Genomic DNA, 23,236 nt, shown 5'->3' on the forward strand with positions numbered 1-23,236 from the left:
TTTTATGTGTCCAGCTGATGCGCTGGATAGGCAATGAATTTTTCGATATCGTTTGCTGGAAGGGGCTTTGCATAATAAAAGCCTTGCAAGTCGTCACATCCTTGCGCAGATAAAAGCTGCGCCTGCGCAAAGGTTTCAACACCTTCTGCTATGACCTCGAGAGATAGTTGATGTCCCATCGCGATAATGGCACCTGTAATCTGTTCAGATTTTGAATCATTTAAAATATCTTCGATGAAGGATTTGTCGATTTTTAGGCGATGAATGGGCAAATCCTTTAAATAGCTTAAGGAGCTATGCCCTGTACCAAAGTCATCAATACTAATGCGAACGCCCAGATGTTTCAGTGAGGTCAGTACCTGTTTTGATTGCTTGATATTGTCCATTGTCATACTTTCTGTGACTTCAAGCTCGAGCAGTGACGGTGTCATATCGTATTTTTTCAGTGTCAGCTTAATCAAATCAATTAAGTCTTCAGAATTGAATTGTTTTGCAGATAAATTGACAGCCACGGGAATTTTCAGCCCGTTGTCATACCACGTTTTAGCCTGCCTGCATGCGGTATCAATCACCCATCTGCCAATATCAATGATCAGTCCTGATTCCTCTGCCAGCTCAATAAAAGCCTCGGGTGATTTTAACGAACCATCTGGTGCTTTCATTCTTAGAAGAGCTTCTACGCCAGTCATCTGTCTTGTTTTCGCACTCACTTGCGGCTGGTAATGAAGCACAAACTGTTCTCTTTGAATGGCATCTCGTAACTCAAGCTCTCGGTTCAACCTATCTTCACTTGATCTTTCCATTGATTCGGTGAAAAACTCATAACGGCTTTGCTCATGTTTTTTGGATAAATACATCGCCATATCGGCTTTCCTCATTAACTCCATCCCATCTTTGCCATTTTGAGGTGAGATAGCGATTCCAATGCTGATAGAAGTAATGAGCTGATGATTCTGGATGAAAAAAGGACGCTCAAATTGCCGAATGATATTTTGAGAAAGTTGTTCAATTTTCTGTGTGTCATGCCCCATGTCAGGGAAGATCATTAAAAATTCATCCCCGCCTAGTCTGGCTATAAAGCCGTTGTCTGGTAAACATTGCGTCAGTCTGTTTGCAGCTGCTTTAAGAAGTAAGTCCCCTATGTTATGACCAAGTGCATCATTGATAATTTTAAAACGATTCAAATCAAGAAACAGAACAGCCGTCGATGTTCCTGTCTCTTCTTGAGCGGAGAGAACATCACTTAAATGGTTGATGGCGTGGCGCCGATTAGGAAGCTCGGTTAACGCATCATAATGTGCCATGACATGAATTTCTTTTTCTGCAATCCGCTGCTGCGTTAAATCTTTTAAGACAAGATAAATACTGTCAAGCGTATTGTTGACATGAACAGGTATGTAAGTGACATGATAATAATAAAAGCGATCTGCTGCTTTTAGTTCTGCTTCACGTGTGATGGCTTTTTTTGACTCGTAAATAAATTCTTCCCACATGTCAGTCGGCATGACGTATTGGCTGACATCATCACCAATCCAAGAATTGCACATTTTTAGAATTTGTTTACCTGAGTCGTTCGCAGAAAGCACCTTTCGATTGACCGATAACACGATAATGCCATCGATATTATGTTTGATGAGCGATTGGAACCGCTGTTCATTTTCCTTTAGCTTATCTGCCTGCTTCATGATTCGGTGATCTATATAGGCTCCAAAAATCATCAGTGTTTGGACAATCAGTGTCATTAAGCCGATGAAAATCGACAGACTGAATGGTGATAGTTCAAGAGAACCACCCCCAGGGGACTGTCCGTCTGAATGAAAAAACATAGTAGAAGCAGCCATACCGGTATAGTGCATGCCAGAAACAGCACCGCCCATCACGAGTGCACCAGCTATTTTTAACAGATGATCCTCCTGCTTTTTCCCGGATCGATGGAGCCGAAAAAAGAGATGAAGCGAAAAGAAAGACGCTATCGCAGCAATGAAAAACGAAAGAAAAAAGAGGACTGGATCATAGCTGATTGAGACATTGGCCATTGATTCCATTCCAAGATAATGCATGCTGCAAATAGCTGAGCCCATGGTGATTGAACTAATGAGCAGCCGCCTTGTGGAGAGCTGCTCTTGAATGCATATTGTGAATGCGATCAAGGACCCGACAAAAGATGCCAAAATCGATAAAATGAGCAAGGGTGTTTCATATGTGATACCAGCACGCACGTGAAGTGCCATCATGCTGATAAAATGCATCGACCATATCCCCATTCCCATGATCAAGGCACCAACGATCAGCCATACCTTTTTCTTTGCACCGCTTGACTGTGCCACTCGGCTGGCTAAATGAAGAGCTGAGTAGGAGGCGACAGCGGCGACTGCGATTGACAGAAAGACAAGCCATCCATTGTAGCTTCCTGTTAAATGGGTCATGTAAGAAAACCTCCAGTATCTTAAAACAGACGTATACCTAATATATCGGATCGAATGGCTTCTGTGTTCACTTTTCCTTCACATAAATACCACAATCAACTTTTTTTCACCTGTCTTTTATAGTAAAATCAAATTTAATGTAAAAAAACGACGAAAAGTGAATCGTTTCTTCGGTTTTATTCGTTTAATATATGTGCGATTCTAAAAGAGATAGAATCAGTTAAACGATTATGTGTGAAAGGGATTGATAAACATCGAAGATTTTATTATTTCTTTAGCTGATGCCTTTAAGAACTTGTCGTACTTTGGCATCTTCCTTGCATTATGTATTGAATTTGTTCCTGCTGAAGTGGTTCTGCCTCTTGCGGGTTACTGGGTCTCAGAAGGGGACATGGCCTTCATTGGTGTTGTGGCAGCCGGCTCTATTGGCGGCGTGGCTGGCCCTTTGACCTTGTACTGGTTAGGACGTTATGGCGGTAGACCCTTTTTAAATAAATATGGGAAGTACTTTTTTGTTAAACCGGAGTCGCTTGATAAATCGGATGCCTTCTTTGAAAAGCATGGTGGATTCGTCGCATTTAGCGGCCGGTTTATTCCAGGAGTCAGAACGCTTATTTCCATCCCGTGCGGTATTGCCAAGATGAATGTGTGGGTCTTTTGCCTGTACACGTTTTTAGCGATTACGCCTATTACATTTGTATATGTGTATCTTGGATTTGTGCTCGGGGAGAACTGGAAAGAGGTTGGCGCAATGTTAGATCCATATCTTCTGCCGATTGGGATCGGGATTGTGTTGTTGTTCGTGATGTATATATGGCTGAAACGTAGAAAAAGAAAAGCAGAAACGCCAACTGCCTAATTACTGGACCCGAGGTGAAAGTCCCCTGTTGACAATACAGTGTCTATTGATTAAAATATAAGTAATCTAAATATTCTTAAATCCCACCAAAGGGGAGTAGCGTCCGGTTTTTACCGGAAACAAAGTCGTCATTACATGGACTTAAGTTCCATCGGCTTTGTTGGCATGATTCTACATATCACATGTCTAGCAAGACCTTTGCCATTACAGGCAAAGGTCTTTTTTGCATTCATAAGCCTTTGACTGTTGTGGGACAATAGATAAAACAAGGAGGAATGATGATGGATGCAGCAATTATTTTAGAGTACGGGTGGGTTCTTCTCGTACTGATTGGATTAGAAGGAATTTTAGCCGCTGATAATGCGCTGGTCATGGCTGTAATGGTGAAACACCTTCCAGAAAAACAAAGGAAAAAAGCATTGTTTTACGGACTTGCGGGTGCGTTTGTCATGCGATTTGGTTCCCTGTTTCTTATTTCGTTTTTAGTAGATGTGTGGCAAGTTCAAGCCATTGGTGCAATTTATCTTCTTTATATTTCCATTCACCATATTTTAAAATCGCACGTATTTAAGAAAAAGGAATCAGACACAAACATGAAGCAAAGCGGCTTCTGGGCAACAGTCGTAAAAGTCGAGCTTGCTGATATTGCTTTTGCTGTCGATTCCATCTTAGCGGCGGTCGCATTAGCCGTAACTTTGCCGAAAACAAGTCTTCCGCAAATCGGTGGACTTGATGGCGGTCAATTTATTGTCATTCTATTAGGGGGAATCATCGGTCTTGTCATCATGCGATTTGCAGCAACTGTCTTTGTGAAACTTCTTAAAACAAGACCAAGCCTAGAAACAGCAGCTTTTGTTATTGTCGGATGGGTTGGTGTGAAGCTCACGCTTTATACACTGTCACATCCAGCCATTGGCGTCGTATCGTCTCATTTTATTCATTCAACATTATGGAAAGTGATTTTCTGGACAGTGCTTCTCGCAATTGCAGCATTTGGTTGGTTTTTATCAAATCCATCAAGAAAGGGTGGGCAAGAAAACAAGGAAAAACAAGAGATGCGCGCCTAGAAGAGTAGGGTTTTTGAAAGAAATATCATTTCATTTTCATAACACGTATATTACAAATAAGGGGGAGATACCCCCTTATTTCTTTGCATTTAGACGAAACACTGTAAAGTAGATGATGATATGCTTGTCATAATTGAGTAACAGGAATTGAATTCCTCATTTCTTCCTTTGCGCTTCCCTCATAAATTAGCTATCATAAATGAGTAATATAGGGAGAACTGAGGTGAAACCATTGCTTAGCCTTTTGTTTAAAAAAGGAAAGAAAAAGCAAACATTAGAGCAGTCGGCTATCAGTATTCAACAAGGTGATATCGAGCTGCAAAATGCATTAATAGAGCAATACAAACCATTTGTCGCTAAGACGGTTTCATCCGTTTGTAAACGATATATAGATGAAAAAGATGATGAATTCAGCATAGGCTTAATTGCCTTTAATGAAGCGATAGAAAAATACTCTGCCGAAAAAGGAAACTCACTCCTTGCTTTCGCAGAATTAATTATTAAAAGAAAAGTGATCGACTATATTCGAAAAGAAGCGAGAAATGCGCCAACGGTTCAAATGGACCTGCAAGAAAGTGAAAATGGCGAGTACTCTCAAAGCATGATTGAAGCAGAGCTGTCTGCAAACGAATATAGACGTTTAATTGAACAAGAACACAGAAGAGAAGAAATTGAACATTTTAAAGAACGATTGAAAGTATACGGTCTCACGTTTCAAGAGCTGCTTGAACATTCACCGAAGCATGCAGATGCAAGGCAAAATGCCATTAAAGTAGCTCACACACTCGTTGAACACGATGAGCTCAGAACCATTTTATTTCAGAAAAAACAATTGCCAGTCAAACAGCTTGAAAAGCTAGTGGAAGTCAGCCGGAAAACGATTGAGAGAAATAGAAAATATATCATTGCGATGGCGATCATTATGACGGGTGATTATGTGTATTTGAAAGATTACCTTAAAGGGGTGCTTAATTCATGAGAAGAGGCATTATAGTAGAGAAAAACAAAAAATATGTCACGCTGCTGACCCCTGATGGACAATTTCTGCGGACAAAATATGAACAGCAAGATTATAAAATCGGTCAAGAAGTGACATTTCCGAATGAATCACGTCTCGAAAGAAAAAAAGCCGGTTTTTTTGACTTGCTTCGTTTACGTCCATTAAATGCAGGAATCCTATCAATCGCAGCGATTATTGTCGTGATTTTTACTATGATGCCATCTTTCTCAAGTCAAAAAGCATATGCATATATGACGATTGACATTAATCCAAGCTTTGAACTGAAGCTTGATCACAATTATCAAGTGATCGGTGTCACACCACTGAATAAAGATGCGAAACAAGTACTGGCTAGTATGAAGGATTTAGAAAAAAACGACATGACCAAGGTTGTGCAGGAAATCATAGATGACTGTGACAAAAAAGGTTATGTGAACCACTCTAAGAGCATTTATATTTCAACGGTTTATGAAAACAAGCAGGACCATACATATAAAACCAACGTCAAAAGTAAAATTAACACCATCTCTGGTGAATATCAAAAGCGCGATTACAAGCTAGAAACTGTAGAAAGTGACCTGGAAACAAGAGAAAAAGCTCAAAAGGCAGGCATTTCAACAGGCACATATATCAGAAATCAAGAAATCCAAGACAAAGAACAAGAAGGCATTCAAAAGGATGAAGACGCAGCAGAGAGTGATGCTGTCAAAGAAGAAGAGCCTAAAAAAGATGATGAAGATCAAGCAGACAAAGACAAACAAGAAGACGTCAAGACAGACGATAGCGAAGAGATGAAGCCAGATCAAGAGGCTCCTGAAGCTGAAGACAAAGAGCAGAAGGATCAAGAGAGGGAAGAGCAAGGATCTATTCAAAAGCCTCACCAAACAAAACCTGATGATAAAAACAAAGACAATCAAATAAAGGAAGAAAAGGATCGTTCTATCGATAAAGAACAAAAAAAAAATCACTCAACGGAACCTGGTGACAAAAGGAATCCAAACGGCACATCACGTGGTGGTGCTGAAAAGCACGCAAAAAAAAACGACAGGGATCAGAAACAGCCGTCCGCTGAACGAAAAAAAGACCATATGAAGAAGCAAGGAAAAGGTGCACCGTCCCCGTATCGTGAGAACCGGTATGAGCACACATATGAACAATAAAAAAACGCCAGAATAGCTCCGGCGTATTTCACCATGTTTTTATTTAGATTGATTGCCCATTTGTGATTGAGCCTGTTGAACGAGTCGTTTTGTAATTTCACCGCCAACAGAACCATTTGCACGTGCGACTGTATCTGAACCGAGAGTCACGCCAAATTCTTGAGCGATCTCGTATTTAAATTGATCTAATGCTTGTTCTACTCCAGGAACAAGAAGCTGATTTCGATTTGCCATGTCCATATTCCTCCTTTCACCTCATCTTTGTTGCGCCTTCTTATTTTGAAAAAAACGGCGTACAATTATGCTGGCAATTGCTGCACAAAAAAACCGAGGTGACCTCATCACCTCGGTTTTCTTTTATCCTTATTTAGCCGCCTGTAGCGTATTAAACATCATTTCTTGCGCTGTACTTTGCAAGTGGGAAGTGAACACAGAGAAGACGGTAGAACTGATAATGCCTTTAATCAAATTCCATTGATTCTTCGTTAATTCTGTAAACTCTTCATGGAGCATGTCGGTCTGCTCCTCAGTCATTTCTCGTAAATTTGTTTCCTTTAACGGAAAATGTGTATGGTGATAAATAAAATCTAGGACGTGCGCATATGCTTCATAAAAACGGATTGGACTAATAATATCATCTGTTCGATCTGTGATCGTGTTAAATAAGGCAGATAAGATCATGCGAATGGCATCAAAGTCAAAAACTGATTTTAAATCCCTGACAATTAATAAAATAACGACCTGATCAATGGAGTACTTCTTGCCAAGCTCTGGATGACCAATCATATCTTTAATATCACGCTTGATCCAATTTTGAATCGCCGTCGATTTAAGAGACGTTAGCTCACACAAGTTGCCAAGCTCAACAATTTCATTTGTAGAAAGACCGTGCTCTGATTTTTGCTTCCGCCGTTCGAGCTTCTCAAAAAACGAAGGGATCTTTAACTCATCATATTCATGATCCTTATCGCCCTTTACAGATAGATTCAAAAGCTGAAGCGGAGTCAGATCTCCCTCTCCTTTTAGAGAATATAGAAGTCTCGTCATGTCAATTCTCGTTAATTTAAAAGTCACCATGTTCCACCTCATTTGTACGTCAAAAACGTGATTATTGATCTAATTCAACATCATAATCTCTTTTTGATGAAAATGCAAAATAAACTAAAATACAGAACGCGGCGTCACAATTTGTTCACTTTTCAGCTGTGGCAAAGTCGTAAATATTGAAGTGACGGGGCTTAAGCCGTTATGATAAACAGAAGGAATGATTCCTTTTTCCTTGCAATTTGAGACGTTTATTTTTATAATTTTATTAATAAGTTCAAATGAACTTAATATGACAGCGGAGGTTATGTATGGGTAAAAGAATATTTCTGTTTATATTAACGAACATTCTTGTTATCACTACGATTGGTATTGTACTGTCGGTTATTAGTGCAGCAACTGGTGTTGGTTCTTATATAGGAGCAGACGGTGGAATTAATTTGGTGGCACTGCTAGTATTCAGTGCAGTTGTTGGTTTTGTTGGCTCGTTCATGTCACTTGCGATGTCTCGCTGGATGGCAAAAATGATGATGGGTGTGCGTGTGTTAAACCCTGAAAAGGATTCATTAACATATGATGAGCAGCAGCTTGTTGACCGCGTGCACAGATTATCAAGAGCAGCAGGCCTTTCTAAAATGCCTGAGGTTGGTATTTATCAATCATCTGAAGTAAATGCTTTTGCGACAGGTCCTTCTAAGAGAAGATCACTTGTTGCCGTTTCAACTGGATTGCTTCATGAAATGGATGATGCAGCAGTTGAAGGTGTAATCGCTCATGAAGTTGCTCACGTTGCGAACGGTGATATGGTGACAATGACGCTGCTTCAAGGGATCGTCAACACGTTCGTTGTCTTCCTTTCAAGAATTGCGGCATGGATCGCAAGCCGCTTTGTTTCGCGTGAAGAGCTTGTTCCGATTGTTCATTTTATTGCAGTGATTGTTTTCCAAATCATTTTCTCTGTCCTAGGAAGCCTTGTCGTGTTTGCATATTCTAGACACCGTGAATTCCATGCAGACCGCGGCGGAGCTGATCTTGCCGGTAAAGATAAAATGGTTCATGCGCTTCGCTCACTTGAGGCGTATACGTCAAGAATCAAAGATGATGATCAAACAGCAGTTGCTACGCTTAAAATCAGTGGTAAACGAAAAGCTTCTCTTTTCTCAACACACCCTGATTTAAACGAAAGAATCAGAAGACTAGAAGCAAAATAAGAAAGACGAAAAGACATTCTGCAACAGGATGTCTTTTTCTTTTTGATGAAAAAGAAAATAAAGCATAAAATATCTTTAAAATCATGTCTCTTTTCATTAAAATGATAAAGTATTCGAAAAGATAGATAAAAGAAGGAATGACAATGAATCCTATCAAAAAGCTAATTGACCGGCTGTCAGCATTTCAGCTGATTGCCCTCTATTATTTTCTTGCTGTAACCGTATCACTTATTCTTCTCAGCCTCCCAGTGGCTCATCAAGAGGGAGTGAAATGGACATTTATTGATGCTTTATTTACGGCGGTGAGTGCGGTAAGTGTCACAGGACTCACTGTCGTTGATACCTCGCAAACATTTAGTGTGGCAGGTATGTGGATCCTTGCGTTTGTCCTGCAAATCGGAGGTATCGGCATTATGACGCTCGGTACCTTTGTGTGGATTGTCATGCGAAAAAGGATTGGGATTAAAGAAAGAAAGCTCATCATGGCAGATCAAAACCAGAGCAATTTATCAGGTATTGTGAAATTAATGAAGCAGGTCTTATATTTAATTTTGCTCATTGAGTTTTTAGGCGGTCTGATTTTAAGCATGTATTTTCTCAAATATTACGATGTGCAAGGAGCATTCTTGCATGGCTTCTTCTCAAGTATTAGTGCGACCACCAATGGGGGCTTCGATATTACAGGGAACTCGCTCATCCCTTACAAAGATGATTATTTTGTCCAATTTATTACGATGCTGCTGATCATCTTTGGAGCGATTGGCTTTCCTGTGCTCGTCGAAGTAAAGGATTATTTATTTAATCAGGACCGAAAGCACGCATCGTTTTCATTGTTTACAAAAATCACAACGATTACGTTTGGCGGTCTTGTCGTTGTTGGAGCGATTGGCATATATGCACTTGAAGCCGGGTTCAGCTTCCTAGGGAAAAGCTGGCACGAAATCTTGTTTTATTCTTTTTTCCAATCGACCGCAACAAGAAGTGGGGGTTTGACAACATTAGATATTACCCAGCTGACAGAACCGACCCTTTTATTTCTATGTATGCTTATGTTTATCGGGGCTTCCCCAAGCTCTGTGGGAGGCGGAATTCGAACAACTACGTTTGCTCTTAATTTACTCGCACTGTTTCATTTTGCTAGGGGAAATAAGTCCATTAAAATTTTCAAAAGAGAGCTTCATCAAGCGGATATTAACAAATCCTTGATGGTGACGATGATGGCCTTTATTTTGGTGTTTGGCGCTACGTTCCTGTTATCATTATCCGAGCATAATACACTTCTAGAAAATTTATTTGAAGTTTGCTCTGCATTCGGAACAACAGGGCTATCGCTAGGAATCACCTCGGACCTTACGGTGTTCGGTAAATGTATCATTATGGTCGTCATGTTTATTGGACGGATCGGCATTCCAAGCTTCTTATATTTAATTGGCCGAAGAGAAAGCGAAGCGAATTATCATTATCCGAAAGAGCGCGTCATCATCGGCTAAACAGCATTCCGAGCGAATGCTGTTTTTTTATTTCCATTATCTAACTGGCTAAATCACATGGGATGTTCGCAATCTATAGGTAAGAGGTGAACGAGACGTGCTGGATGTAATATGGAAAGCAATTGTCATGCTGCTAGTTGGTACCTTGCTGCTGAGAATAGCAGGGCCTAAATCCATTAGTCAATTAACTGTTCAACAAACAGTGATCATGATTTCAATCGGATCGATTATTATCCAACCCTTTATTGAGCACAATTTACTTGAAACGATTTATGCCGCCGCTACATTTATCATTGCACTCGTCATCATGGAAAAATTGTCTATCCAATCTGATTTCTTTGAAAAATTGGTTTCAGGGAAATCTGTGGTCATTTTGCAGGATGGAGAAATGCTTGATCACAAGCTGAAGAAAACGCGGCTCACAAGGGATGAATTCAAAATGCGCTTAAAGCAGCAAGGCATTACAGACATCAGCAGTCTCAAAAAAGCCACCCTAGAAGCCAATGGACAAATCGGCTATGAGTTAAAGCCAGAGGAAAAGCCGGTGACGGTCAAACAAATGAAGGAACTTCTAGACCAATTAAGAGAAGAACTAAATATGTCAAAAAAGGACTGATTTCAGATGAAAAGAAAAGCAGCGAAAAATGAAGCACTGACAAATAATATGACACCGACAGAAAGCATGGCACATGATCAAGGAAAAACGCAATTTGATGAACATTCAAGAGATCGTCAAGCAAACCGAAATTCTCATAAAGGGAAACAAGGGGGAGGATCTCGTGACTAAGAAGCATGTAAAAAGCAAGGACATGAAAGACCATAAAAAGCCAATGGACCCAGATATCTTAGAAGAGGAATTTGGCAGTGAGCTTGGAGATATCAACAGCAGCAAATGGATTGATACGCTTGTAAAGCCTAAGAAAGATGCTGAATGTCACAATGGACACATGAATGAAAAATAGAAAAAACGATCCGTGCGGGATCGTTTTTTATTTGCTATAACTGCCCTGCCTGCCGGTGATTGTACGCATGAGATTGGTCATTTTGAGCTCAATCACTGGCTGTGCAACGGTTTTAACAAAGGTGCTAGACAGGGTAAAGGTTAACAGAATGGTCAGCAGCAATAACATGACCACACTTGCTGCATTCAAGGCCCAGTCATCAAACCAAGTCGTTCTAAGCAGCTTAATGACAAAGCCATGTAATAAATACACATATAACGTTCTTGTGCCCCATTTTGTAAAGAAGAAACGGCGTGTTGGCACTAAAGCAAAGAAGCTGAATGTAGCGCCGAATGCAAGCAGATACCATGCCATTCGTTTCATTGCCGCAATCACTCCCTCATCACCAAGAGAAGCATATGACTGTGATCCAAATAAGAAGGAATAATCAAATTCATAGAAATAGCAAAACAAGAATACAGCCATTAATACAAGAAGTGCTGACAGCTTTCCTTTACTTGTACGGATGAATTCAAAATGCTGCTTTTTTAAATAGAAGCCAGCTAAAAACATCGGCAAAAAGACAAACGTACGCGATAAGCTCAGCGTATTGCTAATACTGTCCACGTAACCGACAAGTAACGCAATCGACAAACTGACGATCATCGCCCAGTGAAATGGCAGTTTAGAAAAAGGAATGAGCAGCAAATTCCAAAAGAATAAACTAATTAAAAACCATAAAGACCATTGCGGATCAATTGGATTTAAATTGGCCATGCTTTGATCCTGCAAGAGATAATAGTAAACGGAATAGATCACCTGAAAAATGAAATATGGGATGATCAGCTTAATAGCAACTTTTTTCATAAAACCTGGCTTTCTAAACCCTTTTGCAAAGAAGCCGGAAACCAAAATAAAGGCAGGCATATGAAAAGTATAAATAAATTTGTATAAATAAAGCATCCAATCATTATCATGAATGAATGATCGTAACAAATGACCAAAAACAACTAGAAAAATCAGAAGAAATTTCGCATTATCAAAATAACTATCTCGTGAAGATGCCATAACATCACCTTTCCTGCTCGATTTTAAACATAAATGTTCTAAGTGCACTGTTCCCGTATTTGCCCCATTTTAAAATACATTTTGGCTCATTTCGCTATTTGATGTGAAATTGTAGAACGGCTGTAAAAGAAGCGTAAGAAAAGAGAATCGAGGTTCGATCCTGTCATCCAAATGAAATAAATGAGACAGTCTTCGTGTAAAAAGTTATCTTTTTTTATGAGTCGAATGAAGGAACAATGAAAATATTGTAGAAATATTGTAGAGGAATGAGGCTGGAAAAGGAGTGTAAGAGAATGACTGAAACGCTCGATGGCGCAGAAGATATCAGAAAATTAGAAAAAGAGAACGAATATTTGCGAACAGAGTTGATGCAGCAAAAAATGCTGTTAAATAAGACGTTAGATGCCATTTTCATATTTGATCAACACCTCAACATCATCCAAGCCAATGAAGCAACATGCAGGCTTGTACAGACACCGAAAGAAGACCTCCTCAATAAATCCGTTCTAGATTTCCTTTACGGCATCCCGAAAGATAAAATTGAATGCTCACTCGATCTATTTTTTCGAAAAGGTACGTTAAAAAGAGAAATCTCCATTCAGCTGGAAAATGGTGAAACAAAATACATTGAATTTGTCGCAGAGCACGACACCATGAATCAGCAATATATTGTCGTCATGCGAGATATTTCCTCAAAGAAAATATTAGAACGAGAACGCTCCATGAATGAGCAGCTGTTCAAAGATTTGTTTGACCGAGCCATTGACGGGATGGTCATTTTTGATCAGGATGGCTGCATGATTGATGCGAATCATTCTTTTTGTCAGAGCTTTGAGCTGCAAAAGACTGATTTAACCGATCGCTATTTACATGAATTTGTCGACGAAGAAAATCTTCCATCCTTACAGCACCTTTTAACGTCACTTAAAGAAACAGGGAAAGCCAAGGGAGAACTTCCCGTTACCCTTCAATCTGGCCAGTACAAATTATTCGAGCTCACCATTACATCAAATGTGATGAGTGGTTTTTATATGTCGATCATGAGGGATATTACAGAAAAAAGGTTAATGGAAGAAAAGCTGTTAAAAAGTGAGGAACGCTTTAGAAAAATTTTTGAAAATGCAATGGATGCGATCATCATATGGGCGGATGATGGAGAGATTGTGAGAGCCAATGAATCAGCCTGCCGCATTTTTGAATTGCCTATGCATTCACTGATTGGCAAAAAACTCACAGACTTTCTCGTGAAATCTGATCAGAGATATAGACCGACTAGAAGACGATATATTCGGAATCACGAAATAAGGGAAGAGCTTTTGTTCAGAATGGCAAATGGTCAGTTTAAAGAGCTCGAGTTTACATCAAAGCATGCGGTATTAGAAGGACAGCACTTAACCATTTTACGTAATGTGAGTGATCGAAAAAGGATGGAGGAGGAGCTGCGCGAAAGTGAGCTCAAATTTCGTAAAGTATTTAATGGATCAATGGACGGCATTGTTCTGTTTGATAACCAATACCGCATTATCGAAGTCAATCCATCCGCAAGCGAGCTACTAGGATTGAAAAGTGATCATTTAACGGAAATGAACCTTTTCCATATCCTTGCGCCTTATCAAATTGAACATTTGGCACAGCCTGCCCAGGCGATGTCATTAGATGAAATGGACAATGAAGTGCCATTTGTGCTGAACCACCCAGATCAGCGGATATTGGAATTCTCTTTTAAACGCAACATCATTCATAATATGAATTTGGCGATCTTTAGAGATGTGACAGAGCGGAAGGAATTAGAAGAACGGGTGAGAAAATCAGATACCCTTCATGTGGTCGGAGAGCTTGCCGCTGGAATTGCGCATGAAATTAGAAACCCGATGACAGCATTAAAAGGCTTCATTCAGCTGCTAAAAGGAAATATAGAAGGGGAGTATTCGCTCTATTTCAATGTCATCACTTCAGAGCTGAAAAGAATTGAATCGATCATCACCGAATTTTTGATTTTAGCAAAGCCGCAAGCCATCGTATTTGAAGAAAAAAATGTGGTGCAAATTGTGAAAGACACGATGGATCTGTTGCACGCACAGGCGAATCTTGGCAACGTTCAAATGCATCTCAATGTGATTGATGAGATTCCGCTCATTTATTGTGAACAAAACCAATTAAAACAAGTCTTTATTAACATTTTAAAAAATGCAATTGAAGTCATGCCGAGAAAAGGAAATGTCTATGTGAGCATTCAGCGGAAGGGCGAAGAGCATATTGTCATTTCACTGCGGGATGAAGGGTGCGGAATGGCAGAGGACAAGCTGAGGCGTCTAGGGGAACCATTTTATACGACAAAAGAAAGAGGAACTGGACTTGGCTTAATGGTTAGTTATAAAATTATTGAAGAGCATCAAGGAACGATTGAGGTAGAAAGTGAGGAAGGGGTAGGAACCGTCTTCCATCTCACGCTGCCACTGAGGCAGAAGAAACAAGAAGGAGAGCATTAATGTGTATTATACCGTCTATCACGCACCAATTGGGGCACTATACATACTAGAAAAAGACGATGCCATCATCGAAGTGATGTTTGATGATGAGCCGTTTTTAGCAAAAAAGCAAGCATCCAATTTAAAAGAAGAAGAAACGTCTGTATTACAACAAGCAAAAAAACAGCTAGATGAATATTTCAAGGGTGAGCGCCAAGAATTCGATCTCCCGCTCAAGCAAAAGGGAACTTCGTTTCAAGAGCAAGTGTGGGAAGCACTTTCGACTATTCCGTATGGTGAATCAAAAAGTTATGCAGACATTGCAAAAGCGATTGGTAACCCAAAGGCTGTGAGAGCCATTGGACAAGCCAATAGACGCAATGCATTACCTATTTTTATTCCCTGTCACAGAGTGATTGGAAAAGACCGTTCTCTGACGGGCTATGCAGGAACGAAGACAGATATAAAAGCGATTCTGCTTGAATTAGAAGGTATCCCATTTGTTCAAAAATAAATCGATTGACCTGTTCCAAATGTTTTCCATGCGACATATCCTTTTATTAAGCTAAAAAAGTTGGTTGAGGGAAAAAGGAGGGCGCTAGGGAATGTTTTGGGACAAAAAGAATAAAATGTATGCCGTCACATCACTATGTGTCAAAATGAAGGTTTTGACAGAAGAACAGAAAAAAGAAATTTTAGCAAAAACGAATGAAATAAAAAAGCGCGGTGCTCTTAAATAAGAAGTACACGGCGCTTTTTTTATGATCAGAGTGAGATGCTTTCAGTGAACAGAGCATCAATCTCTTCTGTATAGTTCGACGTAATAATCCCTTTCTCTGTAATGATCCCTGAAATGAGATGGTGAGGAGTGACATCAAAGGCGGGATTGAATACCTGAACATCAGGTGGTGCAATTTGGACGCCGTTTAATTCCTTTACTTCCAGCGGGTCACGCTCTTCTATTGGAATATCTGCCCCGTTTTTGGTTGAGATATCAAAGGTAGAAAGCGGTGCAGCTATAAAAAACGGAATTTGAAAATGCTTGGCTAAAATGGCGAGACTTAACGTGCCAATCTTGTTCGCCGTATCTCCATTACGGGCAATGCGATCAGCTCCAACAATGACTGCAGAAATTTGTTTTTCTTTCATCGTATGGGCTGCCATGTTATCTGTAATGAGCGTCACATCTACGCCGCCTTGCATGAGTTCCCATGTTGTCAGCCTAGCCCCTTGGAGAACAGGGCGTGTTTCACAGGCATAAATGTGAAGGTCGAGATTTTTCTTTTTGGCTAAATAAAATGGAGCAAGGGCTGTTCCGTACCGGCTCGTGGCGATGGAGCCTGCATTGCAAATGGTCATAATCCGATCACCCGATTTAAAGAGCTGGAGTGCATTTTGACCGATTTGTCTGCATGTTTCTTCATCTTCAATTTGAATTTGAATGGCCTCATGGACAAGATCTGTTTTGGCTGCATTGACCGAAGCTGCACGATCAATGCGCTGCAACAATCGCTCTAATGCCCAGGCTAGATTCACAGCGGTTGGACGAGCACTGTTTAAATATTCTTTTATCTGAATGACTTCTTGTCTAAACACATCAATTTCTTCTGTCTCAATGTCTTGGGCACTGAGCGCCAGTCCAAAAGCTGCTGTAATGCCAATGGCAGGTGCTCCCCGCACTTTTAACGTGACAATGGCATCATACACGTCTTCTTTTGTATATAGATGCTCAAACACAGTTTCTGCCGGTAATTTTTGCTGATTCAAAATGTTAATATAGTTTTCTTCCCATTCGACAGAACGGGGGACTTCAAATTCTTTAGACAAAACCCGTCACTCCTTTACAGATTGCTGGAATAATGCGACGAGGTCAGACGCTGTTTCCACTGCATGATATTGTTTGATGAATGTTTTTCCGAGCGTAAGTGCTGCTTTTTTCTGCTGAATCCGTTTAGATGGTGATGGAATCGCATCGAGATCAGCGGCATGAGCAAGGCCAATCGTTCGGCGGACAAGTTCACAGCCCGCAAAGCCTGTCGCTTCTTTTAAAATACGGTCAAAGGTTGTTTCTAAAAAACTGTCTGATACACTAAACGCTTCAATGCTGTCTTCTTTCCAAGCTTTTGCGAACACTTCTTTGAAGGTTGCCCATACATTGACGACATGGTCAAAAAGGTGCTGCTGATCGTGTTCATTCTCACGAGACAAAGCATTTAGGAACAGGTTAGCGATAAAGTGACCGATATCGAATCCGAAGGGACCATAAAAAGCGAATTCTGGATCAATGATCTTTGTTTCCGTCTCACTTGCAAAAATACTGCCTGTATGAAGATCTCCATGAACAAGTGTTTCGGCAGATGTCAGGAAAATACGCTTCAATTCAGCTGCTTTTGCCTGCACTTCAAGATCTGCCCAAAGCGCTTCGGCAGCTTCTCTTAATTCTTCTTCGAAATCATTTGTGCCGCTATCAAAGAAAGGATCTGTGAAGACGAGCTTTTCGGTAATGTCACAAAGGTCCGGATTCGTAAATTGCTTCACAAATTGTTTTTTAATTTTAGGATTTGTGGCAAAGTCAGAAGTGTAAAAAAGTGTTTTTCCTAAAAATTCTCCGACATGATCGGATAAATGCGGATATTGTTTTCCGGCAATTAGCCCTTTTCTGACGATTTCGAGGTGTGATAGATCCTCCATTGCCGTCACAGCAAGAGCTGTATCTGAATAATAGACTGCTGGTACGAGGTGCGGTGTATACTCTGACTGCTTGATCAGGGCAGTACTTTCGATTCTCGCACGGTCTAATGTAAGCGGCCAGCTCTCTCCGACCACCTTGGCGTAGGGCAGTGCCTGCTTGATGATCAAACCTTTTTCTTGTTTATGATCAAAAATATGAAAGACGTAATTTAAATTCCCGTCCCCGATTTCCGTACATGTCAAATGACTACTTTCTTGGATCAAGCCAAGTCTAATTGCGAGTGCAACTGCCGAGCTTTCTGTTAATTCTTCATATGATGCCGTAAGTGTAACCAATTGCTTCCCCTCCAAATCATATAAAAAAGCCTCTTTCTCCTGAGAGAAAGAGGCTTGATGGCGTGTATGCTCAAAGCCTCTCTTATCTCTCAGCACATACGTCTGATGGAATTAGCACCGTGCCCTATAAGACAATTGTCTTGGCGCTTACTTGCTGCGCCCCACTTCACAGTGGTATTAACGGTCGGTTGCTGTTGGGGTCAAAAGGCCAAATCCCTCGCCCAACTCTCGATAAGAGAAATCAATATGTCATTGTCTCGTGTCTGTTTGCATTTCTTAATTCAAGATATTATCAGAGCTGCGCTTCACATGTCAATCCTTTTTCAAAATTGCTTTACAATTCGTAAAACAATCCATTACAGTATTTGTATTGCTACGTAACTTGAATAGAAGGTGAAGAAAAATGGAATTCCAGCAATCAGATGTATTGAAACAATTACCGACACAATTTTTTGCATCCCTTGTCCAAAAGGTCCAGAAAAAGGTGCAGGAAGGCGCAGATATTATTAATTTAGGGCAGGGAAATCCTGACCAGCCAACTCCCGCGCACATTGTAAAAGCCATGCAGGAAGCGGTATTAAAACCTGAAAATCATCAATACTCGTCATTCCGCGGAACAGCGAAATTAAAAAAGGCTGCCGCTGCCTTTTATGAAAGAGAATATGGTGTCACGCTTGATCCGATGACGGAAATTGCGATTTTATTTGGCGGGAAAGCAGGGCTTGTTGAGCTGCCGCAATGCCTGCTGAATCCGGGTGATACGCTCCTTGTTCCAGACCCAGGTTATCCTGATTATTGGTCAGGTGCTGTGCTTGCTGGAGCTCAGATGGTGACGATGCCGCTTCTTGAACAAAATGATTTTTTACCTGACTATGACAGGTTGCCTGAGGATGTTAAGGAAAAAGCAAAGTTGATGTATTTAAATTATCCCAACAATCCGACAGGTGCCACGGCAAGCCGTTCATTTTTTGAAGAAACCGTTACATTCGCAAAAGATCACAAGCTCTGTGTTGTCCATGATTTTGCCTATGGCGGCATTGGGTTTGATGGGGAAAAGCCAATCAGCTTTTTGCAAACAGATGGAGCGAAAGAGACAGGAATTGAAATATACACATTGTCTAAAACGTATAATATGGCCGGCTGGAGAGTAGGTTTTGCAGCAGGAAATCCGTCTGTTATTGAAGCGATTGAGCTATATCAGGATCACCTGTTTGTTTCACTGTTCAAAGCCACTCAAGATGCGGCAGCGGAAGCTTTGTTAAGCGACCAAACGTGCGTACAGGTGCAAAATGATCGATATGAGAATCGGCGAAATGTGTGGATTGCTGCCTGCAAGGAGATTGGCTGGGAGGTCACTGCACCAAAGGGGTCGTTTTTTGCTTGGCTAAAGGTGCCAGAAGGATATTCATCTGAATCTTTTGCTGGCGTATTATTAGAGAAAGCACATGTGGTTGTGGCGCCGGGGAATGGGTTTGGTACTCACGGTGAAGGATACGTGAGAGTAGGACTTTTAACAAATGAGGAGCGGTTAAAAGAAGCCGCTCGGCGAATCGATTCCTTGAATCTGTTTGAAAATAAGCCATTGACAACATGAATAAACGGTGCGATAATTCAGACAATATTTAAGAAAATTGAATATTCTTATCAAGAGTAGGCAGAGGGACTAGCCCAATGAAGCCCGGCAACCGACTTCCATGAAGCACGGTGCTAATTCTTGCAGCAAGCGCTGAGAGATAAGATTCGGATGAATGACACGAAACAACCTCTTTAAGGCGCTGATAAAGCACTTGGAGAGGTTTTTTTATTGACCATATGCATGACGCAATCGAAAGGGGATTCCTAGTGAGTGAATTACTGGCAACATACGTATTAACACATCGAGAGGATGAACAAGTAAACCGAAAAGCGGAGCAGATCGCGCTTGGTTTAACAGTTGGATCATGGACGGATTTGCCGCAGCTCAAAAAAGAGCAGCTTCAAAAGCATAAAGGCCGGGTGGAAAAGGTATCAGAAAAGTTTGCTCCAGCCGAAAATGGCCTATATCAATCTGAGGTGACCATTGCTTATCCTGAGGCTAACTTTTCAGCGGATATTCCGGCCGTTTTGACGACGATCTTTGGAAAGCTTTCACTAGATGGAAAAGTGAAGCTAATCGACATTCAATTCTCGGATCGATTGAAAAGAAGTCTGCCAGGACCGGTATTTGGAATTGGTGGCATACGAAAAAAAGTAGGCGTGTTTGATCGACCTTTGTTGATGAGTATTTTTAAAGGTGTCATTGGCCGTGATATGGCAGATTTAAAAGAACAGCTCCGTTTACAAGCATTAGGCGGCGTTGACTTTATCAAAGACGATGAAATTTTATTTGAGAGCCCACTAGCCCCTTTTGAAGAACGAATCAAAGAAGGAAAAAAGATATTAAAAGAAACATATGAAGAGACAGGGCACCGAACGCTATATGCCGTTAATTTAACAGGCAGAACCTTTGAACTAAAGGATCGAGCAAGAAAGGCAGCTGAGCTTGGAGCAGATGCACTCTTATTCAATGTTTTTGCCTACGGGTTAGATGTCATGCAAAGCTTAGCTGAGGATCCAGATATTCGATTGCCTATTATGGCCCATCCCGCAGTAAGCGGCGCTTTGACAACATCGCACGAATATGGATTCTCCCATTCACTTCTTTTAGGTAAATTAAATCGATATGCAGGCGCTGATTTGAGTCTTTTTCCCTCACCGTATGGGTCGGTCGCACTTCCGAAAAAAGATGCCTTTGGAATCTATGAAGCTTGTGTAAAAGAGGATTCGGTTCAAAAAACGTTCCCTGTTCCGTCAGCAGGCATTCATCCTGGAATGGTTCCAGTTTTGATGAAAGATTTTGGACTCGATCATGTGATAAATGCTGGTGGAGGAATTCACGGACATCCGCGTGGAGCCATCGGCGGAGGGAAAGCATTTCGATCGATCATTGATGCGGTGATACATGGAGAGTCGATCCAAGAGAAGGCAGCTTCTTGCCAAGACTTAAAAGCAGCACTTGAACTATGGGGAAGGGTAGCAGAATAAATGAAAAAACCAATTGTATGTTGTGATTTTGATGGAACCATTACGAAAAATGATAATATCATTCGCATCATGAAACACTTTGCACCAAGTGAATGGACGAAGCTGAAGGACGATGTTCTCACAAAGGAGATCACCATTCAAGAAGGCGTCGGGCAGATGTTTCAATTACTGACGAGTGATCAAAAAGAAGCCATTCAATCGTTTATTTTAGAAGATACAGAGATTCGAGAAGGATTCAAGCAATTTGTTGATCATGTGAAAAAGGCTGATATTCCCTTCTATGTGCTAAGCGGCGGGATGGACTTTTTTGTTTATCCCATACTCGAGGGCATTGTGGATCGAGACGATATTTATTGCAATCATGCGTCATTTGGGGAAGAGCATATTCAGATTGAATGGCCGCATGCCTGCGATTCGCAATGTCAAAATGGCTGCGGATGCTGCAAGCCGTCAATCATTCGAGAGCTGACCTGTGAGAATGACTTCATTATCATGATTGGAGATTCAGTCACCGATGTGGAGGCGGCAAAGCATGCGGATCTCACATTTGCGCGTGACTACTTGCTAAACGAATGTAAAGAGCTCGGGCTTGTTCATGAAGAGTATGAAACATTTATTGATCTTAAAGCACAATTTGATCAAATAAAGGAAGTGAAGGAATGGCAGACGCAAAGAGCAAGCGCTGGCAGGAGCTAGCAGACGTCAAACGTGAACTGGCACAAAGAGACTGGTTTTATGGAACAAGCGGCAATTTATCGATCAAGGTGTCGGATGATCCAATCACGTTTTTGGTGACGGCAAGCGGCAAAGATAAACGAAAAGAAACAGATGAAGACTTTGTTTTAGTAAATGCAGCAGGTAAGCCTGTTGATCCGAACGAACCGCTTAGACCATCAGCTGAAACATTGCTTCACAACTACGTGTATGAGCAGACGAATGCAGGCTGCTGTCTCCATGTTCATACAATCGATAATAATGTGATGTCTGAGCTGTATGGGGATAGGGGCGAGGTTCGTTTCAAAGGAAACGAAATCATCAAAGCGCTTGGTTACTGGGAAGAGGATGCAGAAGTGTCGTTACCGATTATTGAAAATCCAGCCCATATCCCGCATCTTGCAGCACAATTTGCAAAGCATCTCACTGAAGAGTCGGAATCAGGAGCTGTGCTCATTCGAAATCACGGCATCACAGTCTGGGGAAAAACAGCCTCTGAAGCAAAACGAGTATTAGAGGCGTATGAATTTTTGTTTAGCTACCACTTAAAATTAACGCTTTATCAAAAGCAGCTTGTCACATAAAAAGGAGGAAAAGCAAATGGCGACGATTTTGATTCATAACGAAGAGAACACATTACTTGAAAGCGAGCAAGAGGTGGCAGCCTATTTAGAAAACCAAGGGGTCATTTATGAGCATTGGGATATTGCAAAGCTGCCAAACCGATTATCAGAAAAGTATGATTTAACAGATGAGGAAAAGGAAGAGATTTTGACTGTTTTCCAAAAGGAAATCGAGAGTATATCTGAAAAACGAGGATACAAAGCGCAGGATGTGATTTCATTATCTGACGCCACACCAAACCTAGATGACCTGCTCCAAAATTTTCAGCGTGAGCATCACCATACAGATGACGAAGTACGCTTTATTGTAAGCGGACATGGAATCTTTGCCATTCAAGGTAAGGATGGCGTCTTTTTTGACGTGAGACTGAATCCAGGCGATTTAATTTCTGTTCCGCCACATATTCGTCACTATTTTACACTTCAAGAGGATCGAAAAGTGGTTGCCGTTCGCATATTTGTCACAACTGAGGGCTGGGTGCCAATTTACGAGGAAGAAAAGGTTTAATGACAAAAGCTGATCATTCCGCATGAGGCGGAAGATCAGCTTTTTTTTAGGGAAATAGACATAAAATGAGAAAGAAAATAGTTGATTTTGATCTTCTACATAGGATAAAATTCTGTTTAATCCATGTGTCAGTCCTGTCCAAATTTGAAGTTTACCCCCAAATATGATTGGGTAAGAGGTCTTTAGGCTGTAAAAAATTAAATAAAATTAGCATATTTAATTTAATTTACAAATAAAGTATAATTTTGGTGTCGGATCATTTTGAGCATAGACAGTCGAATTCATTGCGGGAGCTGAGATCATGAATATTTATGTAAGAAAAGAACAATTGCTAATGTCCATTGATGAGAAGAGAAAACAGATGGTAGAAGCTGCTCAAGCAGAAGGCTACACTGGTGAGACGACAATTAAATATAGTCAAGAACTGGACAACCTGATGAATGAGTATCAGCATCTCCTTTTTCATGAGAAACAATCTGCCCCCTCCTTTCATGATCTTGTATCTCAAATGAGTCTTCTATCTGTGAACCGTCCCTCTTATTGACATGAAAAAACCGGTCTTGCCTA

24 protein-coding genes and 3 riboswitches are annotated in these 23,236 nt (G+C 40.8%); of the genes, 18 read left to right on the plus strand and 6 right to left on the minus strand.

The features are described from left to right. Nucleotides 1-2: 2 nt before the first annotated feature. A complete protein-coding gene (locus CKW02_RS06525; RefSeq protein ID WP_003212319.1) occupies nucleotides 3-2,426 on the minus strand; it encodes a bifunctional diguanylate cyclase/phosphodiesterase in 2,424 nt (807 codons plus the stop codon). A gap of 244 nt (nucleotides 2,427-2,670) precedes the next feature. Here CKW02_RS06525 and CKW02_RS06530 point away from each other — a divergent pair, with 244 nt between their 5' ends. The 4 genes from CKW02_RS06530 to CKW02_RS06545 all read left to right on the plus strand — a co-directional run bounded on the left by CKW02_RS06530 (nucleotide 2,671) and on the right by CKW02_RS06545 (nucleotide 6,512). Beyond that, the gene (locus CKW02_RS06530; protein WP_003210834.1) at nucleotides 2,671-3,285 is read left to right on the plus strand and encodes a DedA family protein; all 615 of its coding nucleotides are present in this window, start codon (nucleotides 2,671-2,673) and stop codon (nucleotides 3,283-3,285) included. A gap of 79 nt (nucleotides 3,286-3,364) precedes the next feature. Further along, nucleotides 3,365-3,536: riboswitch (yybP-ykoY riboswitch) on the plus strand. Nucleotides 3,537-3,566: 30 nt separating this feature from the next. Next, complete coding sequence (locus CKW02_RS06535; RefSeq protein WP_034619964.1) at nucleotides 3,567-4,352, plus strand: TerC family protein; 786 nt, start codon at nucleotides 3,567-3,569, stop codon at nucleotides 4,350-4,352. Between the two features lie 223 nt (nucleotides 4,353-4,575). Further along, on the plus strand, nucleotides 4,576-5,331 hold the full coding sequence (gene sigI / locus CKW02_RS06540; RefSeq protein ID WP_003210952.1) for an RNA polymerase sigma factor SigI: 756 nt from the start codon (nucleotides 4,576-4,578) through the stop codon (nucleotides 5,329-5,331). Further along, nucleotides 5,328-6,512, plus strand: coding sequence for an anti-sigma factor domain-containing protein (locus tag CKW02_RS06545; protein WP_003212335.1), 1,185 nt, complete (start codon nucleotides 5,328-5,330; stop codon nucleotides 6,510-6,512). The genes sigI and CKW02_RS06545 overlap by 4 nt, the downstream gene beginning before the upstream one ends. Nucleotides 6,513-6,551: 39 nt before the next feature. Here the strand turns inward: CKW02_RS06545 and CKW02_RS06550 are convergent, their stop codons facing one another. Next, on the minus strand, nucleotides 6,552-6,746 hold the full coding sequence (locus CKW02_RS06550; protein WP_003211343.1) for an alpha/beta-type small acid-soluble spore protein: 195 nt from the start codon (nucleotides 6,744-6,746) through the stop codon (nucleotides 6,552-6,554). Nucleotides 6,747-6,875: 129 nt separating this feature from the next. Then, nucleotides 6,876-7,589 carry a DUF1836 domain-containing protein gene (locus tag CKW02_RS06555; RefSeq protein ID WP_003211160.1) on the minus strand — a complete coding sequence of 238 codons (714 nt, stop codon included), beginning with the start codon at nucleotides 7,587-7,589 and terminating at the stop codon, nucleotides 6,876-6,878. 278 nt (nucleotides 7,590-7,867) lie between these two features. Between CKW02_RS06555 and htpX the strand changes: the two genes are divergently transcribed. The 5 genes from htpX to CKW02_RS06580 all read left to right on the plus strand — a co-directional run bounded on the left by htpX (nucleotide 7,868) and on the right by CKW02_RS06580 (nucleotide 11,219). Further along, nucleotides 7,868-8,767 carry a protease HtpX gene (gene htpX, locus CKW02_RS06560; protein ID WP_003212518.1) on the plus strand — a complete coding sequence of 300 codons (900 nt, stop codon included), beginning with the start codon at nucleotides 7,868-7,870 and terminating at the stop codon, nucleotides 8,765-8,767. Between the two features lie 143 nt (nucleotides 8,768-8,910). Continuing rightward, on the plus strand, nucleotides 8,911-10,257 hold the full coding sequence (locus CKW02_RS06565) for a TrkH family potassium uptake protein (RefSeq protein ID WP_003211513.1): 1,347 nt from the start codon (nucleotides 8,911-8,913) through the stop codon (nucleotides 10,255-10,257). Nucleotides 10,258-10,354: 97 nt separating this feature from the next. Continuing rightward, nucleotides 10,355-10,873, plus strand: coding sequence for a DUF421 domain-containing protein (locus CKW02_RS06570; protein WP_003211987.1), 519 nt, complete (start codon nucleotides 10,355-10,357; stop codon nucleotides 10,871-10,873). 6 nt (nucleotides 10,874-10,879) lie between these two features. Beyond that, entirely contained in the window at nucleotides 10,880-11,044 is a 165-nt protein-coding gene (locus CKW02_RS20255) for a hypothetical protein (RefSeq protein ID WP_095117787.1), read from the plus strand. After that, entirely contained in the window at nucleotides 11,037-11,219 is a 183-nt protein-coding gene (locus tag CKW02_RS06580) for a hypothetical protein (protein WP_003211111.1), read from the plus strand. Before CKW02_RS20255 ends, CKW02_RS06580 begins: the two co-directional genes overlap by 8 nt. 27 nt (nucleotides 11,220-11,246) lie before the next feature. Here CKW02_RS06580 and CKW02_RS06585 read toward each other — a convergent pair whose 3' ends face one another. Then, nucleotides 11,247-12,266 carry an acyltransferase family protein gene (locus CKW02_RS06585; protein WP_003212122.1) on the minus strand — a complete coding sequence of 340 codons (1,020 nt, stop codon included), beginning with the start codon at nucleotides 12,264-12,266 and terminating at the stop codon, nucleotides 11,247-11,249. Between the two features lie 293 nt (nucleotides 12,267-12,559). Here CKW02_RS06585 and CKW02_RS06590 point away from each other — a divergent pair, with 293 nt between their 5' ends. The 3 genes from CKW02_RS06590 to CKW02_RS20575 all read left to right on the plus strand — a co-directional run bounded on the left by CKW02_RS06590 (nucleotide 12,560) and on the right by CKW02_RS20575 (nucleotide 15,474). Continuing rightward, nucleotides 12,560-14,755: a PAS domain-containing sensor histidine kinase gene (locus tag CKW02_RS06590; protein ID WP_003212003.1), complete on the plus strand. Its 2,196-nt coding sequence runs from the start codon at nucleotides 12,560-12,562 to the stop codon at nucleotides 14,753-14,755. Between the two features lies 1 nt (nucleotide 14,756). Then, entirely contained in the window at nucleotides 14,757-15,248 is a 492-nt protein-coding gene (locus tag CKW02_RS06595; protein ID WP_003211835.1) for a methylated-DNA--[protein]-cysteine S-methyltransferase, read from the plus strand. A gap of 91 nt (nucleotides 15,249-15,339) precedes the next feature. Further along, nucleotides 15,340-15,474 (plus strand): hypothetical protein, encoded by a 135-nt coding sequence (locus CKW02_RS20575; RefSeq protein WP_003211599.1) that lies wholly within the window; start codon nucleotides 15,340-15,342, stop codon nucleotides 15,472-15,474. A 25-nt stretch (nucleotides 15,475-15,499) separates the two neighbouring features. Here CKW02_RS20575 and mtnA read toward each other — a convergent pair whose 3' ends face one another. Together mtnA and mtnK are read right to left on the minus strand one after the other, a co-directional pair. Next, nucleotides 15,500-16,561 (minus strand): S-methyl-5-thioribose-1-phosphate isomerase, encoded by a 1,062-nt coding sequence (mtnA, locus tag CKW02_RS06600; RefSeq protein ID WP_003212483.1) that lies wholly within the window; start codon nucleotides 16,559-16,561, stop codon nucleotides 15,500-15,502. A 6-nt stretch (nucleotides 16,562-16,567) separates the two neighbouring features. Further along, a complete protein-coding gene (gene mtnK / locus CKW02_RS06605; protein ID WP_034619956.1) occupies nucleotides 16,568-17,761 on the minus strand; it encodes an S-methyl-5-thioribose kinase in 1,194 nt (397 codons plus the stop codon). Nucleotides 17,762-17,840: 79 nt separating this feature from the next. Then, nucleotides 17,841-17,999: riboswitch (SAM riboswitch) on the minus strand. Between the two features lie 165 nt (nucleotides 18,000-18,164). Here mtnK and CKW02_RS06610 point away from each other — a divergent pair. The 6 genes from CKW02_RS06610 to CKW02_RS06635 all read left to right on the plus strand — a co-directional run bounded on the left by CKW02_RS06610 (nucleotide 18,165) and on the right by CKW02_RS06635 (nucleotide 23,213). Then, nucleotides 18,165-19,355, plus strand: a complete 1,191-nt coding sequence (locus CKW02_RS06610) for a pyridoxal phosphate-dependent aminotransferase (RefSeq protein ID WP_003211162.1) — start codon at nucleotides 18,165-18,167, stop codon at nucleotides 19,353-19,355. Between the two features lie 44 nt (nucleotides 19,356-19,399). After that, nucleotides 19,400-19,501: riboswitch (SAM riboswitch) on the plus strand. Between the two features lie 102 nt (nucleotides 19,502-19,603). Beyond that, nucleotides 19,604-20,824 (plus strand): 2,3-diketo-5-methylthiopentyl-1-phosphate enolase, encoded by a 1,221-nt coding sequence (gene mtnW / locus CKW02_RS06615; RefSeq protein WP_003211569.1) that lies wholly within the window; start codon nucleotides 19,604-19,606, stop codon nucleotides 20,822-20,824. Beyond that, nucleotides 20,825-21,520 carry a 2-hydroxy-3-keto-5-methylthiopentenyl-1-phosphate phosphatase gene (locus tag CKW02_RS06620; protein WP_003211553.1) on the plus strand — a complete coding sequence of 232 codons (696 nt, stop codon included), beginning with the start codon at nucleotides 20,825-20,827 and terminating at the stop codon, nucleotides 21,518-21,520. Further along, complete coding sequence (locus tag CKW02_RS06625; protein WP_003210888.1) at nucleotides 21,484-22,122, plus strand: methylthioribulose 1-phosphate dehydratase; 639 nt, start codon at nucleotides 21,484-21,486, stop codon at nucleotides 22,120-22,122. The genes CKW02_RS06620 and CKW02_RS06625 overlap by 37 nt, the downstream gene beginning before the upstream one ends. Before the next feature lie 16 nt (nucleotides 22,123-22,138). Beyond that, nucleotides 22,139-22,669: a 1,2-dihydroxy-3-keto-5-methylthiopentene dioxygenase gene (locus CKW02_RS06630; RefSeq protein WP_003210925.1), complete on the plus strand. Its 531-nt coding sequence runs from the start codon at nucleotides 22,139-22,141 to the stop codon at nucleotides 22,667-22,669. A 301-nt stretch (nucleotides 22,670-22,970) separates the two neighbouring features. Further along, nucleotides 22,971-23,213: an aspartyl-phosphate phosphatase Spo0E family protein gene (locus tag CKW02_RS06635; protein ID WP_003211198.1), complete on the plus strand. Its 243-nt coding sequence runs from the start codon at nucleotides 22,971-22,973 to the stop codon at nucleotides 23,211-23,213. Nucleotides 23,214-23,236: the final 23 nt, after the last annotated feature.

This window comes from Bacillus pumilus, assembly GCF_900186955.1.
In the GTDB taxonomy this organism is placed as follows: domain Bacteria; phylum Bacillota; class Bacilli; order Bacillales; family Bacillaceae; genus Bacillus; species Bacillus pumilus.

Bases quoted from the DNA above. Each gene is read 5' to 3' on its own strand.
- CKW02_RS06525 (WP_003212319.1), bottom strand. From the start codon at position 2,426: ATGACCCATTTAACAGGAAGCTACAATGGATGGCTTGTCTTTCTGTCA.
- CKW02_RS06535 (WP_034619964.1), top strand. From the start codon at position 3,567: ATGGATGCAGCAATTATTTTAGAGTACGGGTGGGTTCTTCTCGTACTG.
- CKW02_RS06545 (WP_003212335.1), top strand. From the start codon at position 5,328: ATGAGAAGAGGCATTATAGTAGAGAAAAACAAAAAATATGTCACGCTG.
- CKW02_RS06550 (WP_003211343.1), bottom strand. From the start codon at position 6,746: ATGGCAAATCGAAATCAGCTTCTTGTTCCTGGAGTAGAACAAGCATTA.
- CKW02_RS06555 (WP_003211160.1), bottom strand. From the start codon at position 7,589: ATGGTGACTTTTAAATTAACGAGAATTGACATGACGAGACTTCTATAT.
- htpX (WP_003212518.1), top strand. From the start codon at position 7,868: ATGGGTAAAAGAATATTTCTGTTTATATTAACGAACATTCTTGTTATC.
- CKW02_RS06565 (WP_003211513.1), top strand. From the start codon at position 8,911: ATGAATCCTATCAAAAAGCTAATTGACCGGCTGTCAGCATTTCAGCTG.
- CKW02_RS20255 (WP_095117787.1), top strand. From the start codon at position 10,880: ATGAAAAGAAAAGCAGCGAAAAATGAAGCACTGACAAATAATATGACA.
- CKW02_RS06585 (WP_003212122.1), bottom strand. From the start codon at position 12,266: ATGGCATCTTCACGAGATAGTTATTTTGATAATGCGAAATTTCTTCTG.
- CKW02_RS06590 (WP_003212003.1), top strand. From the start codon at position 12,560: ATGACTGAAACGCTCGATGGCGCAGAAGATATCAGAAAATTAGAAAAA.
- CKW02_RS20575 (WP_003211599.1), top strand. From the start codon at position 15,340: ATGTTTTGGGACAAAAAGAATAAAATGTATGCCGTCACATCACTATGT.
- CKW02_RS06610 (WP_003211162.1), top strand. From the start codon at position 18,165: ATGGAATTCCAGCAATCAGATGTATTGAAACAATTACCGACACAATTT.
- CKW02_RS06620 (WP_003211553.1), top strand. From the start codon at position 20,825: ATGAAAAAACCAATTGTATGTTGTGATTTTGATGGAACCATTACGAAA.
- CKW02_RS06625 (WP_003210888.1), top strand. From the start codon at position 21,484: ATGGCAGACGCAAAGAGCAAGCGCTGGCAGGAGCTAGCAGACGTCAAA.
- CKW02_RS06630 (WP_003210925.1), top strand. From the start codon at position 22,139: ATGGCGACGATTTTGATTCATAACGAAGAGAACACATTACTTGAAAGC.
- CKW02_RS06635 (WP_003211198.1), top strand. From the start codon at position 22,971: ATGAATATTTATGTAAGAAAAGAACAATTGCTAATGTCCATTGATGAG.